The sequence below is a fragment of the Acinetobacter sp. NCu2D-2 genome (assembly GCF_001647675.1).
In the GTDB taxonomy this organism is placed as follows: Bacteria; Pseudomonadota; Gammaproteobacteria; order Pseudomonadales; family Moraxellaceae; genus Acinetobacter.
In genome coordinates, this window is sequence record NZ_CP015594.1 from 104121 (window position 1) to 119829 (window position 15709).

The 15709-nt window shown below is 36.8% G+C and carries 18 protein-coding genes and 1 pseudogene; 13 read left to right on the top strand and 6 right to left on the bottom strand.

Going from position 1 to position 15709, the window contains the following annotated elements; genetic code table 11:
• The first annotated feature begins 37 nt into the window (after positions 1-37).
• The 4 genes from A3K93_RS00465 to A3K93_RS00480 all read left to right on the top strand — a co-directional run bounded on the left by A3K93_RS00465 (position 38) and on the right by A3K93_RS00480 (position 3725).
• Positions 38-1063, top strand: coding sequence for an IS30-like element ISAba125 family transposase (locus A3K93_RS00465; protein ID WP_081408487.1), 1026 nt, complete (start codon positions 38-40; stop codon positions 1061-1063).
• Between the two features lie 79 nt (positions 1064-1142).
• The gene (locus A3K93_RS00470) at positions 1143-2477 is read left to right on the top strand and encodes a hypothetical protein (protein ID WP_157883247.1); all 1335 of its coding nucleotides are present in this window, start codon (positions 1143-1145) and stop codon (positions 2475-2477) included.
• A gap of 313 nt (positions 2478-2790) precedes the next feature.
• Positions 2791-3168, top strand: coding sequence for a hypothetical protein (locus A3K93_RS00475; RefSeq protein WP_227509873.1), 378 nt, complete (start codon positions 2791-2793; stop codon positions 3166-3168).
• A gap of 5 nt (positions 3169-3173) precedes the next feature.
• The gene (locus tag A3K93_RS00480) at positions 3174-3725 is read left to right on the top strand and encodes a thermonuclease family protein (protein ID WP_157883248.1); all 552 of its coding nucleotides are present in this window, start codon (positions 3174-3176) and stop codon (positions 3723-3725) included.
• 21 nt (positions 3726-3746) lie between these two features.
• Here the strand turns inward: A3K93_RS00480 and A3K93_RS00485 are convergent, their stop codons facing one another.
• Complete coding sequence (locus A3K93_RS00485; RefSeq protein ID WP_067727935.1) at positions 3747-3953, bottom strand: helix-turn-helix domain-containing protein; 207 nt, start codon at positions 3951-3953, stop codon at positions 3747-3749.
• Between the two features lie 320 nt (positions 3954-4273).
• On the opposite strand from A3K93_RS00485, the gene A3K93_RS00490 reads away from it, so the two are divergent.
• Both A3K93_RS00490 and A3K93_RS00495 read left to right on the top strand, forming a co-directional pair.
• Positions 4274-5038 carry an IS5 family transposase gene (locus tag A3K93_RS00490; protein ID WP_067727941.1) on the top strand — a complete coding sequence of 255 codons (765 nt, stop codon included), beginning with the start codon at positions 4274-4276 and terminating at the stop codon, positions 5036-5038.
• A 1-nt stretch (position 5039) separates the two neighbouring features.
• Entirely contained in the window at positions 5040-5384 is a 345-nt protein-coding gene (locus tag A3K93_RS00495) for a hypothetical protein (RefSeq protein ID WP_067727943.1), read from the top strand.
• An 81-nt stretch (positions 5385-5465) separates the two neighbouring features.
• On the opposite strand, the gene A3K93_RS00500 is transcribed toward A3K93_RS00495, so the two are convergent.
• Positions 5466-6625 (bottom strand): IS3 family transposase gene (locus A3K93_RS00500; protein ID WP_101494806.1). Its coding sequence is split into 2 segments (ribosomal slippage): positions 5466-6391 and positions 6391-6625, totalling 1161 coding nucleotides; the frame shifts between segments, so codons are not numbered across the junction.
• A gap of 184 nt (positions 6626-6809) precedes the next feature.
• Between A3K93_RS00500 and A3K93_RS00510 the strand changes: the two genes are divergently transcribed.
• Together A3K93_RS00510 and A3K93_RS14590 are read left to right on the top strand one after the other, a co-directional pair.
• Positions 6810-7742, top strand: coding sequence for an IS5-like element IS17 family transposase (locus tag A3K93_RS00510; protein WP_081408488.1), 933 nt, complete (start codon positions 6810-6812; stop codon positions 7740-7742).
• A 154-nt stretch (positions 7743-7896) separates the two neighbouring features.
• Positions 7897-8076, top strand: a pseudogene (locus A3K93_RS14590) (DNA/RNA non-specific endonuclease); the annotation flags it as partial.
• 54 nt (positions 8077-8130) lie between these two features.
• On the opposite strand, the gene tnpA reads toward A3K93_RS14590, so the two are convergent.
• Positions 8131-8529 carry an IS200/IS605 family transposase gene (gene tnpA / locus A3K93_RS00520; protein WP_067727863.1) on the bottom strand — a complete coding sequence of 133 codons (399 nt, stop codon included), beginning with the start codon at positions 8527-8529 and terminating at the stop codon, positions 8131-8133.
• A gap of 58 nt (positions 8530-8587) precedes the next feature.
• Between tnpA and A3K93_RS00525 the strand changes: the two genes are divergently transcribed.
• A complete protein-coding gene (locus A3K93_RS00525; protein WP_067727950.1) occupies positions 8588-9892 on the top strand; it encodes an RNA-guided endonuclease InsQ/TnpB family protein in 1305 nt (434 codons plus the stop codon).
• A gap of 177 nt (positions 9893-10069) precedes the next feature.
• Here the strand turns inward: A3K93_RS00525 and A3K93_RS00530 are convergent, their stop codons facing one another.
• On the bottom strand, positions 10070-11077 hold the full coding sequence (locus A3K93_RS00530; protein WP_067727952.1) for an AraC family transcriptional regulator: 1008 nt from the start codon (positions 11075-11077) through the stop codon (positions 10070-10072).
• Positions 11078-11186: 109 nt separating this feature from the next.
• Between A3K93_RS00530 and A3K93_RS00535 the strand changes: the two genes are divergently transcribed.
• On the top strand, positions 11187-11798 hold the full coding sequence (locus tag A3K93_RS00535; protein WP_067727954.1) for a hypothetical protein: 612 nt from the start codon (positions 11187-11189) through the stop codon (positions 11796-11798).
• 274 nt (positions 11799-12072) lie between these two features.
• On the opposite strand, the gene hisF is transcribed toward A3K93_RS00535, so the two are convergent.
• The gene (gene hisF / locus A3K93_RS00540; RefSeq protein ID WP_067727956.1) at positions 12073-12831 is read right to left on the bottom strand and encodes an imidazole glycerol phosphate synthase subunit HisF; all 759 of its coding nucleotides are present in this window, start codon (positions 12829-12831) and stop codon (positions 12073-12075) included.
• A 113-nt stretch (positions 12832-12944) separates the two neighbouring features.
• Between hisF and A3K93_RS00545 the strand changes: the two genes are divergently transcribed.
• From A3K93_RS00545 to A3K93_RS00555, 3 genes are read left to right on the top strand one after another with little or no spacing between them, the layout of a single operon-like run.
• Complete coding sequence (locus tag A3K93_RS00545; RefSeq protein WP_067727957.1) at positions 12945-13892, top strand: homoserine kinase; 948 nt, start codon at positions 12945-12947, stop codon at positions 13890-13892.
• 34 nt (positions 13893-13926) lie between these two features.
• Positions 13927-14550 carry a DUF1294 domain-containing protein gene (locus A3K93_RS00550; protein ID WP_067727958.1) on the top strand — a complete coding sequence of 208 codons (624 nt, stop codon included), beginning with the start codon at positions 13927-13929 and terminating at the stop codon, positions 14548-14550.
• A gap of 21 nt (positions 14551-14571) precedes the next feature.
• Positions 14572-14970, top strand: a complete 399-nt coding sequence (locus tag A3K93_RS00555) for a DUF4870 family protein (RefSeq protein WP_067727959.1) — start codon at positions 14572-14574, stop codon at positions 14968-14970.
• A gap of 327 nt (positions 14971-15297) precedes the next feature.
• Here the strand turns inward: A3K93_RS00555 and A3K93_RS00560 are convergent, their stop codons facing one another.
• Positions 15298-15657, bottom strand: coding sequence for a helix-turn-helix domain-containing protein (locus tag A3K93_RS00560; protein WP_067727960.1), 360 nt, complete (start codon positions 15655-15657; stop codon positions 15298-15300).
• Positions 15658-15709: the final 52 nt, after the last annotated feature.

Genomic DNA, 15709 nt, shown 5'->3' on the forward strand with positions numbered 1-15709 from the left:
AGTGCGACATAAACCACCTAATTAATTTAAAGGGTTTATGGAGTATATAAAATTGTCATACCATCATCTTAACTTTGAAGATCGTACTGCATTAATGCTTGAGTCAAGAAAAGAAGGCTTTTCACCCAGAAAATTTGCTGAACTCATTAAAAGACATCCTAGTACGATCTATCGTGAGCTTAAAAGAAACAGCATCAATGACGTTTATCAAGCTCAATATGCTTCTGATAACACCTTCGCTAGACGTAGACATGGTCACAGAAAACTCAAAACCGATTCAATCCTCTGGAAATTTATTGTTGAAGCGATCCGTTGTTTATGGTCTCCTCAGCAAATAGCAAAGCGTTTAAAGACATTTCCTGATTTGGATCAAACAATGAATGTAAGCCATACAACGATTTATTCAACGATACGAGCATTACCAAAGGGTGAGTTGAAAAAAGACTTATTATCCTGTCTGCGTCATGAAAATAAAAAGCGAAAAGCTACCGGTGAACCTAAAAAAGATTCTATATTACAGGATATTAAAACTATTCATGAGCGCCCAGCCGAAGTTCAAGAAAGAAAAATACCGGGTCATTGGGAAGCTGATTTAATTAAAGGTAAAGACAATAAAAGTTCGATAGCAACACTTATTGAACGAAATACACGGCTCTGTATCTTGGCAACATTACCTGATGCAAAGGCAGAATCAGTGCGCAAGGCTTTAACTGAAGCTCTGAAATATTTACCTGCAGAACTGCGTAAAACATTGACCTATGACCGTGGACGTGAGATGTCAGAACATAAAATCCTCGAAGAAGATTTAGGCATAGATGTATATTTCTGTGACCCACATTCGCCATGGCAGAAAGGCACATGCGAAAATATGAATGGTTTAATTAGGCAATATTTACCTAAAGGGATTGATTTAAACCAGGCAGATCAGCATTATTTAAATCAAGTTGCCATGTCTCTGAATACTCGCCCTAGAAAAGCGTTAGATTGGCTTACACCATTAGAGAAATTTGCTCAGCTTGTTGATTATCATAAGGCTTTTGAAACTGTCGCACCTCATGTTTGAATTCGCCAAGTTATTCTAATTTTTGATGAAAAAACTTTATTTATTAATACAATATTTTTAATATTATTATTTCGGGTGCATGATGCAAACTTGGGAAAATTGGTTAGATTCCAATAGGAAATTGATGCAGCACCCTGTAGATTTTGAAGAAAGATTTGTTATTGATATCCTTAAAAAAATTAATGGTTTAAAGCCAGAGGATGTTATTCCTCAATATCATTTTACTGATTTTGATGGAGGTAATCGTTATATTGACTTTTGTATAAAAAATGCAGAAAAAGGGTATTTTTTATCAATCGAGCTTGATGGTCGTTTTAAATTTCAAAATGATCTATTGGAAAAAACTTTAGAAAGACAAAATGCATTAGTTGCTAATGTTGGTACTTTAGTACGTTATGCAAATACGACTTGGTTGAATAATCCAAATAGAGTTATCAACGAAATTCAGACAATTTTATATAAGCAAAAAATTAAGCACATGAATGATGCAGAGTCTAGAAAACAGATACAAAAATCTCTAAGTGATTATCAAAAAGAATTACTGGAGGTAAAAGAACTTAGCATAAAAAATAATCATGAGCAGGAACTTAAAAAGTTAAACTCAGCAATTATGGCTTTAAAAGCACAAATGGCTGAGAAAAAAGAAGCTCCGAATGAGGTAGGAACTACTGATGAATTAAAAAATATTGCACAAATGATGAAAGGGCTTAGCCAACAGATTGATGAATTGAAGGCAAAGTCAAAAGAAGACATCAACCCAGAATCTAAACAAGATAAAGAGGTAAGTGCTACAAACCTACAATGGCCGGAACAAGTGCTTAATACTAGTCCTGAATTAATAGTTACATCAAATAAATCTGTTGGTATAAAGCATATCCATATGGCTTTATTAGGGCTCATAGTTATTTTTATAGTAGGTATAACTACATATATTTTGAAAAATGAAAAATCTTCAGATATTAAATATACTGATTCTAAAGATACAGTAAGCAAAATTGTGGACTCTGAACCTTCTTTTAATAAAATTTCTAATGAGTCTCCAGACATTGATCCTCTAGTGAATGATTCACCTCAAATTGAAGTGGAACAGGTTACTGCTCAGGAGCAGAATATTGAATCACATACAGAAGACTCATCATTTATACATGCTAGCGACGCGTCAAAATATATTGGTGAATACAGGAAAGTTTGTGGACAGGTTGTACAAATAAAAGAATTTTCAAAAGGCATATATTTAAATTTTGGTAATAATTATCCTAGACAAAATTTAACAGCTGTCGTTTGGTCAAGTGATATTTCTAATTTTGGAAATTTGAATCAATATGTGGGTAATAGTATCTGTATTTCTGGTGAAATTACGTCATATAGAGGTACGCCACAGATTGAATTAAGCAGTTTAGAGCAAGTAAATTAATATTATGGGTATCATCATAGGAATAGTAGGTTTTGTTTTTTTCTCCTCGTTTTAGAACAATATTTTAAAGATCAAGAGGAACGAGACAGGAAAAAAGCAGAAGATGATGCTAAACGAAAATTAGAAGCACAAAGATTACATAGCTTAAAGTTGGAAAAAGACCGTATAGCTCTTGAGGTATATAAGTCAAAATTATTAAATAAAAGTAATTTAAAAAATATGGGACTTAATAAAGATCAAATTATACTATGGTATTTACTCATAATTATTGTTGCATTAGTAGTTTTTATAACTGTTTGGAATATTTAAGGTCATGAAGAAAATAATGTTCAAGAAATTTAGCATAAGTTTATTTTGTTTAAGTATGGTGTCCTCTGCATTTGCCGCAGAAGTGAAAGTAGAAGCTATAAAGGCTCCTTTTTATGTAGGTCAATCAGTCATGGCTTGCGGTAAATTAGTTGAAATAAAGCATTTATCTAATCGACATTATTTGAATCTGGATAGAAAATATCCAAACCAAACATTAACAATATTAGTATGGGATAATGATTACCGTTGGTTTGAAGAGCGCTTTGGTAAAATTGATGCAAAAATTGGGCAGAGATTTTGTGGTCGAGGAACTATAGAGGAATATAAGAATAATATGCAAATGCAAATTAAGAACCCGCAGTTTCTAAGATTGATGAAGTAATACATTTGAAATTCTTAATAAGTTTAAATAAATTAATGACTTGCAGTTTAGTATTGTTTCTAAATCTAAATTGCATTTCTTCTATCTATGCTAATAATCCTCGCTATTCTTCAGCAGGTATCGTAATTAGTAATATTTTATATGTTGTTGATGGAGATACCATCCATATAAAAGATAAAGATGAATGGAAAAAAATTCGTTTACAAGGAATTGATGCACCAGAGAAAGACCAAGCATTTGGTAAAGAGAGCATGCGTGTTTTAGCTAACTGTTTGTATAAAGCTAAAAAAATTCGTATTGAATGGACTGAAAAAGACAAATATGGAAGGTTACTTGGAAAAGTTTTAGTAGATGAAACAGACTGTAATTTGTCTCAAATAAAACAAGGTTATGCTTGGCACTATAAATTTTATCAAAAAGATCAGACAGATCGTGATCGTCAATTGTACTCTAATGCAGAAATAGAAAGTCGTAAATCTGAAATAGGATTATGGAAAGAAAAATGTCCCACTCCTCCATGGGGCTGGCGGAGAAATAATATTTTAAAATGTTCTTAAGTATTTGAAAAAAATAGAATATTATGGCAATAAATCTTTAGGGTTTATATCGATTGACTTAGCAATTATATAAAGTTTTAAGACAGTTAAATTGACTTCCCCTCTTTCGATACGTCCTAAATAACTTCTATCTATCCCAGTCAGTAATGCCAAATGCTCTTGGCTAATTTTTTTAATCTCACGATTTTTGCGTATTAACTTTCCAATATCTTTAGCTAACTCTTTCATTCAGATAGATCAGTAAAAAATAGAACTATTAATTTTTGATGTTTATAAGTCCACGGCTTATAATCCTCATTTTGATTTTGGATTGCTAGATGTCTAAGAGAGTATTGCCATTCTATAATCGTTTTTTTGATCTTTTTGAGAGGCTTGTAATTGAACAATGGGAGGCTAAGACTTTTATTAACAATGTTTTATCAGAAGATCTTATCAATGATGAAAATAAGAAAAAAATTTATAAAGGAATTAGGGTCTGTTGACATTTGTTGCTTAAAAAAATAGCGAGGTAGTAAAATTAAATCGCCAAACCCAATTTTACTCTCGCTATGCCTCGTACAATGCTGAATGATCAACACTGGTCTAAGTTACTTTCTATTTTCCGAAATTTTGATATCTATTTCAAATCTAATTTGAGAAATTTTGTCGAAGCCATACTTTATAGAATAAGAACAGGCTGTCCTTGGCGTGATTTGCCTAAAGAATTTGGTTCGTATAACTCAATATTTAAAAAATATAATCGTTGGTGTAAAAATGATAAGCTAATGAAAGTATTTAAATTAATTTCTTCAAATGCTGATATGGAATGGGTTTTTATTGACGGTAGTCATGTTCGGGCACACCAACATTCTGCTGGAATAAAAGATCAGGATATTTCTAAAAGCATTGGTGGAAATAGTTCTAAAATACACTTAGCTGTTGATGCAGATGGCAATCCAATTGAAATTATTATCTCCGATGGAACGACGCATGACGTCAAGATTGCTCCAAAAATGATTGAAAAACTGGATTTGAGTGAAACGGAAGTATGTTGTGCAGACAAGGGATATGACTCTGAATCATTAAGGGAACAAATATCTGCGAAAAAAACTAAAGCTAATATTCCAAGAAAATCAAATACACAGTCAAATAATGACCATATGGATTGGTATTTATATAAAATCAGGCACTTAGTTGAGAATGCATTTTGTAGGTTAAAGCAGTTCAGAGGAATAGCAACACGATATGATAAGCTAAAGTGTAGCTATGAGGGTGCAGTTGCATTAGCTTGTGTATTTATTTGGCTACCTTTATCGGGTAAATTCTATACTTGAAATGTCAACAGACCCTAATGTTCTTTATAAATGTGGTTATTTAACACGTAAGAAAAATCCCAAAAACAGTAAAGTGTTTTTGTACACAGAGGCACAACCAATTGTGGATTATAGAGCGAAAAAAATTAACGAAAAGATTGAAAAAGTATTAAAAGAAAAAATGAATACTATCTCAGACAGTTTAAATACAAAAAGCAAAGAAGCTGTGTTCATTAGTGAATTAAAGGTAGAGTATCCAGAAATAGCTTGCCAAATTGACGTTATTCAACAAGAACATCTTCAAATTTTGAATGATTTAAGCACCAAAAAAAATGTCATAAAAAACTTATGCAATATTTTAATATAAGTGAATTCTAATATGGAAATAATTTAAAATTGATCAGATAAATCTTCAATTTTCCTATTAAAAAACATTAGGATTCTGATCCTAGACAGTATCGTGGACAACAAATCCCTCTAAATTCTTAAAATATTTCTGTTCAAAGGCTTCTGGGCTTAACCAGCCGTTTGCGGAATGCCTTCTGACCCGATTGTAATAAATCTCAATATAGTCAAACAAGACTGTATTCGCTTCTTTTCGAGTGGCAAACACACTGCCATGGACCACATGACCTTTCAATGTATGAAAGAAGCTTTCGGTCACTGCATTATCCCAACAGTTTCCCCTGCGTGACATACTTTGAACGCAGTTATTCGTCAATAATAGCGCCCTAAAATCACGACTACAGTACTGTGAGCCTTGGTCCGAATGCACCATGACACCCATTGGATACCCCTGACGAGCCATTGCATAATGAAACGCATCATACACCAATTGACGGTCTATTCGATGGCTGGTTTGCCAACCGACAATACGACGGCTGAATAGATCCAGCATCACACACAAATACAGCCAACCTTGCTTAGTACGGATATAGGTAATATCCGTTGTCCAGATCTTATTGGGTTCATTGACCGTAAATTGACGATCCAACAAGTTAGGCGCTGTAGGCAAACGATGGTTTGAATCAGTCGTATACTTGTATTTACGTGCAATCCTGCTACGTAAACCAAGCTTTTTAAGCGTTCTTCCAACGGTTCGTTCGCTCATGCTGTAACCTAAATCATGCATGTCATGTACCAATGAAGGTGCACCCAATCGTGCATGATGCTGCCAATATACGGCTTTTAAATCATTATATTTCTGCGCTGGATTGGCCTGGCGTTTTCGCCAGGCATAATAGCCTGAAGTGCTGACACCCAGGCATTGACAGGCAGAAGATACAGTGACTTCATTCACATCCAGATCTTGAATTACCGTGTACTTTTCTTGGCATGATCTGTCAGAAAGTACACATGCGCTTTTTTTAAGATGTCATTGGCTTCCCTGAGCTGTTTGACTTCTTTCTCTAATTCTAAGATCCGCTGTTGTTCTGGTGAAAGTTGACGTTTGCTTGAACCTACTGGATTGGCTTCACGAATCCATTTGTCTAAAGTTGAATAACCCACACCTAATTTCTGGGCGATTGCAGCTATAGGTTCGTGGGAGTTTGAAAGTGCATAATCAATCGCTTGCTGTTTAAATTCAGGACTAAAACGTTTAGCCATTTCTTGAATCTCCAAAGATTAAAGTTACGTTATCTTTAGAGGGACGTGCTGTCCATTATTTTGGCTAGGATCAGTATTTCATCCGCAGATTATGCATGAATATTTAAAATTCTTCGGTACAAATAATCAGGGCTTTGTTGCACAAACCTATCTGTAAAGGCTTTTTCAGCGATATAATTTCCAAATGAATAAGCCTACACAGAAAATCTACCGCACAACCAATTGGCCCGCATATAACCGAGCACTCATGAGTCGCGGAAATATTGCCATTTGGTTTGATCCTGCTACGCAATGGTATGCGCCATCAAAAGGCAAACAAGGGCGAAATCAAACCTACTCCGACGCAGCCATCCAATGCTGCTTAATGATTAAATCCTTATTCCGTCTATCTTTACGTATGGTCACTGGCTTTGTGCAAAGTCTGATTAAACTTTGCGGATTAAATTGGACCGCACCAGATTACAGTACGCTTTGTAGAAGACAAAAGCATATTGATATTGCAATCAGCTACCAAAAAAGTAGCGATGGGCTGCATCTACTCGTAGACTCTACAGGCATGAAGTTTCTAGGTGAGGGCGAATGGAAACGCAAGAAACATGGAGCTGAATATCGTCGCCAATGGCGTAAACTACATATTGGTATAGATGCCAAAATCCTACAAATACGCGCTATTCAGCTCACAACCAATAATGTCAGTGATTCACAGGTGCTTGGTGATTTACTTAATCAGATTCCACAAGATGAGCAGATTGACTCTGTTTATACCGATGGAGCTTATGACACCAAGCAATGCCGTCAGGTTATTGCAGATCGGCAAGCACATGCGGTGATTCCACCTAGAAAAAATGCGAAACCATGGAAAGATACAAAAAGTAGCTCGCTAGAGCGAAATGAATTACTTCGAACAGTTAAACGTTTAGGCAGGACATTATGGAAAAAATGGTCAGGCTATCATCGCCGCAGTTTGGTGGAAACCAAGATGCATTGCATCAAATTATTAGGCGATAAATTAATGGCAAGAAGCTTTCCTAGTCAGGTGAATGAAATTCATGCACGTGTAGCAGTCCTCAACAGATTTACGGAATTAGGTCGACCACTTACCCAAGTTACGCCTTAAATTTGGCTCAATTAGGGGCGCTTTGCATTTCAAATCTTTGTGCAACAAAGCCTATCAAAAGCATAACAGAGCTTTTAAATATTTTGTCTATTTTTTATTCAGTTTGTTATTGTTATTTTGTTTAAATATGATACTGAATGTAGTACACAGAACGCAAGCACCGAAAAATAATCAGCAGGTATGGCGTGAGCTTGAAGAAGCGACTCGTGCCATTGTGACCAAACAAAAATTAGATGTCTACGTTGTTACGGGTCCGATTTTTGCGGCTAAAAAATTAAAGACCATCGGTAAAGGCGTGATCGTACCGACCGCCACTTATAAAGCCATCTATCTTAAAGTGAAAGAGGACTCCACCCGACAGTCAGGGTGGAGGTGAATTTCAAGGATTTTAACCTTGTTGGTTTTCAATGTATTTTTTAATAATATCCAAAGGTGCGCCACCACAAGACCCTGCAAAATATGAGCGTGACCACAAAACAGGTTTTGCATAACTACCACGTAAATCCAAAAACTCATTTCTCATTCTTCTGCTTGTTACTGATTTTAAGTTATTTACCAATTTACTGAGTTGAACTGTCGGTGGATACTGAATAAGCATGTGAACATGGTCAGCTTCACCATTACATTCCTTTAATTCCGCATCAAACTCTTTGCGGATTTCAGATGCACACTCAATAAAATACTTATGATGCAACTCACCTAGAATTTTCTTTCTGTACTTAGTAATAAACACTAAATGTACATGCAAATTAAAGGCTGAATGTCGGTTTTTATATATTTCTGTCATTGGTGAATGGCTTAATTAGTGGTAGTATTTATACATATTAACATATACACACTCATTTATGAAAATCAACAAAGCGTACAAATTTAGGCTTGAGCCTAATGCAGAACAGGAGCTTGTTTTAAACAAGTTGCTTGGTTCTGCACGTTTTGTTTGGAATCAGATATTGGCTGCATCATTCGAGATGCTTGCTAATAATGAGCGAATTAACAAAGTTAATTTAGTTAATAAAATCCCTGAATTGCGCAAAAAGCCTGAGTGTGCTTTTTTAGAAAACAGTTCAAATGGTGTCTCACTTCAACAAAAAGTTCGTGATCTTGGTGATGCTTGGGGTAAATTCTTCGATAAAAAAGAACAAGCCAAGCTAAAGCAAAAACCATTCAAAGCTAAGAAGCCAAAATTTTTTAAATTACCCGATGGTAATGAAATTCAACTTAGACCACTCATGCCACGATTCAAGAAAAAATCAGATGGTTATGATTCAATTCGTATTGTTCAATTTAATAGGTATTGTTGGGTTAAAGGCAACCAAGTTAAATTGCCTAGTGATATTGGCGTTGTAAAATTTAGAAAATCACAAGATATTTTAGGCGAGATTAAGAACGCCACAATCTCAAAGCATGTTGGCAAGTGGTATATCTCTTTTGGTGTTGAAAACACAATTGAAACACCAATTCACCCATCTAAATCAGCTATTGGTGTTGATCTTGGCATCAAGAAATTGGTCACAACCTCTAATGGTCAGGTATTCAACCCGATCAATAGTTTTAAAGCCAATCAAGTGAAATTAGCTAGACTTCAACGCAAGTTGAAAAAGAAAACCAAGTTCAGTGAAAATTGGAAAAAACTTAATTTAAAAGTTAATAAACTACATCATCATATTGCCAATATTCGGCATGACTACTTGCACAAAGTCACTACAACTCTCAGCAAAAACCACGCAATGATCGTAGTTGAGGACTTAAAAGTAGCTAATATGTCGAAGTCTGCAAAAGGCTCAATTGAGAAAAAAGGAAAGAATGTTAAAGCCAAATCAGGCTTAAACAAATCAATCCTAGATCAAGGGTGGTCAATGCTTGTTGATATGTTGGAGTATAAGCAACAATGGCGAGGTGGCTTACTTGTTAAAGTTGACCCTAAATATACAAGTCAGACTTGTAGTTCATGTGGTCATGTTGCAAAAGAAAATAGGCTCACTCAGGCAAACTTTAACTGTATTGAGTGTGGTTTTAGCGAGAATGCGGATATAAATGCTTCTCGCAATATTTTGGCGGTGGGACACACCGTTTTGTCTGTGGAGGGTGGATGCGGTAAAGGTCGCCTTGTGAAGCAGAAAGCAAGCGAAATCCGTGAGGGAGTCGCCTAAGAGCTTTTGCTTTTAGAATCCTCCACTTGAGCTAGTCGAAAGTGGTGGGAGTGTGTCAAACATTCAGCAAGATATTTATCCATAAGCTATTTTCCTTGTTGTTTTAATTTATTGTTGTTGATTGTTTTTTGAACTTTTTCAGTTTATTTAATTAGCTCGATGATCACAACGACTATTTTAAAGGGTTAAACTATTTTGAATGCGCCATTGCTGTGGTGTCAGCTTGGTCCATTGTTTAAATGCCCGTTGAAATGCACTTTGTTCTGAATAGCCTAATAGCAACGCAATTTCTTGAAGGCTTAAATTGGCATCTTTTAAGTATTCGGTAGCCATCATGCAGCGTATTTCCTGCATGCGCTGTTGATAGGTTTTGCCTTGCATTTGTAAATGGCGTTGCAACTGTCTGACTGACATATTCATTTGCTTTGCGATATGTTCAATTTGGAACATATTTTTTTGCAAGCCCGTTAAAATCGCTTGTTGTAAGCGATGATCAGCGGGGCGGGTATTTGGCAGTTGTTCCAAAAGTGCTTCGGCTTGCTGTCTTAATAATTGTTGTAAAGTTTGATCGCCTTTTTTTAATGGTCGATTCAGTTCCGATACCGCCATTAAAACTTGTGTTTTCGCCTGACCAAAACGGACTTTGCAGCGGAAGTATTGTTCATAGACTAAGGTGTGTTTTGCGCTTTGATGCTGAAAATGAATTTCTTTTAAACGGATGTCTTGAATATCGAGAATCGATTTTAAAAATTCCATCATCAATGCAATCGCAATCTCATCAGTAATTTGCGCCGTCATATTAAAGGGAATTTCGTCCCAAGCGATGGATAAAAAATCATCCTGAACCGAGACTTGAAGTGGAGTACCGTCATAAACCAAACGATGATAGTCATGGTAACGCATTAGGGCATCGCCTAAAGTTTCGCAGGACAGAACGACATAGGCCAAAATACCCAGATGCTTCGGTTGAACCAAAGCAGCAATTTCCAGTCCTAGTCCAGGGCGTTGTAATTGTTGGTCTAAAGCGACCAGTAAATCACGCCAAATCACATAATCGAAACGATCAACATTCTGAATATCTTTGAGTTTTTTGGGAATCTCTACGCCTTTATGCTCATAATAGGCATAGAGCAAGTGGGCTAAGCCACCATAAATTGATCCTACATAATCACTAGAAACTTGCATTTATAATTCTTTTATTCTGTCGTGTTTTGTCAATCATATTCATTTTTTTGGTCAATATCTAGTCTTTCATATTGCTTATAGTGAAATAAGCGATTAGGAGGACCAACATATGTGGAAAGGATTTATTGCAGGGCTTGTTGTCGCCAATGGTTTTGAATGGGTCGCACACAAATATGTTTTGCATGGTGTGCATCGTCAGGGTAAAACACGCTTTAGCCCTGTGCCCAAAAGTATGCGTTCGCATTGGGAGCACCATCGCGAAGTTCGCAAAACCTCTTTTTTTGATCATGGTTATGTGGAGGGTTTATCCAACTGGCGAACCATGAATGAAGTGCAGTCACTTGCTGTGGTGGTCGGTGTTTTCGGTTTGGCTTTTTATCCTTTTTCAAAAGGCATGGCTTTATCAACCGTTTATAGTGCATGTAACTATTATTATATCCATCGACATGCACACTTAGAGCCTGAGTGGGCGATGAAAAAAATCCCATGGCATTATGATCATCATATGAATAGTAATCAGGATGCGAACTGGTGTGTGACCAAACCTTGGTTTGATTATGTGATGGGAACGCGTGTGATTTCTTCTCCTGAATTACAGGAAAACAATCCTTTGGGCATCGCATTACCAAAAAGAATCTCAAATTTACTGAATCAGGTTGTTAAGCGTTATCGACCAGTGAAGTGGACAGTTAAACAAGACAGGTTTTCAATAAGTTCCTAAACAATAAGCTAAATTTTTTAAAAATGTCGTCATTTGTCAATAAATTGTTCAGCTATTGTCAATCCTAGCTAACAAATATGCCCTATATTTGCTTTGTCCAAGAATCTTTAGTCAGTTCTTGGTACTGGAGTGAGAGCTTCACCTATTCTGAATACCAAGTGCTGTAGTCTTTCTTGGTTTTGATAAGGAGTCGAAAGGCTCCTTTTTTTTATGCTTAATTTTGTGCACAAAAAAAAGAGTGCCGAAGCACTCTTTCCTAAAAAATGGTCTTCAATTAAAGACGCATTTCAATCCCTTGCTCAGCAAGATATTTTTTCGCTTCGGGAATCGTATGCTGACCAAAGTGGAAAATTGACGCCGCCAATACTGCGTCTGCACCACCTTGAATAATGCCGTCCGCCAAGTGTTGTAAGTTCCCCACACCACCAGACGCAATCGTTGGAATGGTGACACGGTCGTTGATTGCACGCATTAAAGCGAGGTCATAACCTGCTTTAGTACCATCTGCATCCATCGAAGTGACAAGTAATTCACCTGCACCGAAGTCTGCCATTTTCACCGCCCATTCAATTGCATCAATGCCTGTTTCTTTACGACCGCCGTGGGTAAAGATTTCCCATTTATTCTCGCCAGTTTTTTTGGCATCAATCGCAACCACGATACACTGCGCACCGAAACGTTGAGAGGCTTCTTGTACGAATTCAGGGTTATAAATCGCAGCTGAGTTAATCGAAACTTTGTCTGCACCTGCGTTTAACAGTAGGCGAATATCTTCAACTTTACGGACACCACCACCGACTGTTAATGGTACGAAGACTGATTCAGCCATACGTTCTACAGTACGATAGGTCGTGTCGCGTCCATGATGTGTAGCGGTAATATCAAGGAAAGTAATTTCATCGGCACCTTGTTCGTTATAACGACGTGCAACCTCAACCGGGTCACCTGCATCACGAATATCAAGGAATTGAACACCCTTCACCACACGACCATTGTCAACGTCGAGGCAAGGAATAATACGTTTAGCTAGCATAAATTTTTCCAATTATTACAGCCGATTATGAAACTCACCCACGCAAGCGCTACACCTTGGCAGATGGAAACGGTATTCTAGCAAACTTATGTAAGTTTTTTCGCAGGTTTTCTATGTCGGTTTATACCACTTTGTCTTTAAAGGAAGTTCAGGATTTTGCAGCGCCGTATGGTTTAAAGGCGATTGATCTGATTCCCATTCAAGGCGGTATTCAAAATACCAACTACTTTTTAGTCTGCGAAGATGCGCAATATGTATTAACTGTATTTGAAGATATGGACGAACAAGCGGCAGGGGAACTCGTGCCTGTGCTTGAGTGTTTGGGTGCGGCTGGTGTAGCTGTACCTGTGCCGTTATCCCATTCAGGTAAAGCCATTCACAGTATTAAAAATAAACCTGCGCAAATCGCACCACGTATGATGGGAGAACATCCCATGCCATCGACCCTAGCGCAAGCTGAAGCGATTGCGGTAGCGCAAGCGAAAATGCATGTAGCATTACAGGACTTTAAACTCGAACGTAATTTCGTACGCGATCATGCCTATTGGTATGGTGTGGCACAGGCAATTAAGCCAAGCCTGAATGATGCCGATAAAGCACTGCTCAGTAAATTGCTTGGCTTATATGAAGCCATGACTGCGGTATATCCGAATCGTCCACGTGGGTTTATCCATTCTGATTTATTCCGTGACAATACCTTATTTGATGGCGATCAACTGAATGGCATTCTCGATTTTTACGAGATGAACTATGATGAATTGCTGTTTGATATTGCGATTACCTTAAATGACTTTTGTACCGAATATCCTGATGTCACTTTAAACGAGCAAAAAGCGGTGGCTTTCCTCAATGCCTATGAAACGGTACGTCCTTTAACTGCGGATGAAAAAGCGTGTTTAGAGTTGTATTTGGCCATGGCAGCAGGGCGTTTTTGGATGATGCGTTTACAAGTAGCGCAACGCAATGCTGAGTTGGGTCGTACCGGCGATGATATTTTGCAAAAAAATCCAATCGAGATGCGTAATATGTTGATTGAGCGTTTAAAATTCGTCACCGCTTAATTCAATTCATTTTAAAAATATAAGGATAGGGAACATGCGCGATCAGGGACGTTTAGTGGAATGGTTTGATGACAAAGGCTATGGCTTTATTCAACCGAATGACCCTGCCAAAGATTGCGTATTTCTACATATCAAAAGCTTTGCCAAGCCCGGCCCGCGTCCAATCGTGGGCTGTGCTTTGGACTACACCGTCATATTAGATGAACGTGGTCGCTATAGTGCACAGCAAGTGATGTACTTGAAAGCATCACAGACCAAAACTGCGCAGAAAAAGAAACCGAGCTATGCGCAGCAAAAAGCCAAGCTGCAGCCGATGCAAATTGCCTGTGTAGTGTATATTTTATTTTTAGCTGCCGTCACTTTGGGCGGTTTGTTGAGTGGAATTGTTCTGTTATTTATCAGTATTATCAATGCTATGACCTATTGGTTTTATGCGCAAGATAAAGAAGCAGCGCAGTTGGGAAATCGCCGGGTACCTGAAAATACCTTGCACCTGTTGTCTTTTTTAGGTGGATGGCCGGCAGCATGGTTGGCACAGCAAAAACTGCGACATAAAACACAAAAACAACCATTTCGTCAGATTTATTTTTGTACTATAGCTTTTCATATCATTCTAATTATATGGCTAATTTCACCTTTGAATCCTTTTACGTTCTGAGGTGAATGATAAGGAGCGTACATGAATTATTCGATTGATAAAGACTCAAATCGCACCTTAACTTTGATTCTTTATGTGTTGTATATCATTGCGATTTTTACCGGTGGCTTACTTGCGGTGATCGCTTTAATCATTAATTATGTCAAACGTAGTGATGTCAAAGGGTCTATTTTTGAAAGTCACTTTACTTGGCAAATTCGCACCTTTTGGTGGTATCTCATTTGGAACGTGATTGCCTTTATTCCTTTCATATTTTTATTCTTTACCGGTGAAAATCCCGATCTCTTTGCTGGTGTTGCTTTGGGCGCAACAGTCTTCTGCGTTGGCGTGATTTTCTTTGCATGGGTTTGGATTGTCTATCGTGCCATTCGCGGTATCATGCGTTTGAATGATAATTTACCGATGTATCAAGCGTCATAACCAACTTAGTGACAATGAAAGAGCAGCTTTAACTGCTCTTTTTTTATTTCTTTTGATTCTGACACTAAGAAGTGCACCAATATCTTGCATACACGGAACATTTGAGTACACGTTTTAATAATAGAAATAATTCTTTCATCTATAAACTTTACTTTTTTTAAAAATTAAAATTACATTTTTAATATTAATAGTTTACTTTTTTATTTTTATTAATTTACGTATTTAATATATAAAATTTACTTTTTTAATAAAATAACTTTACATTAATGTACAGTTATTTATTTAAATAATAGGAATGGAATATTAAATTTTTATGTCCGATTTTATTTAGCTATAAAAACGTCCACGACGACGGCGTAAACCTAAGATATGAATAGCGCGGACTAAAACTGCATAAGAAACTGTATAGCCAAAACGTTGTTCGAAAAGTGGAACTAAATCACTTATATTTTTAAATTTTGTATTTTTTACAAAGACTTGAAACTCATTCCAATCTTTGATGTGACTTGGTGCACCACGGTTTTTTGCCGGTTTTGGAACTAAGTCACCTGTTTCTTCTTCAAGTCGAATCCATGCATCCAAAGTTACTCTAGAGATGCCAAATTCTTTACACACTGCCACTTTGTAATCAGTCTTTTTATACATTTGAAGTGCTGCTTTTTTAGTTTCTAAACTGTACTTAGCCATTTATGACTCCAAAATTTTAATTTCACTTTTTTTTATTATATGGCATGGAGGT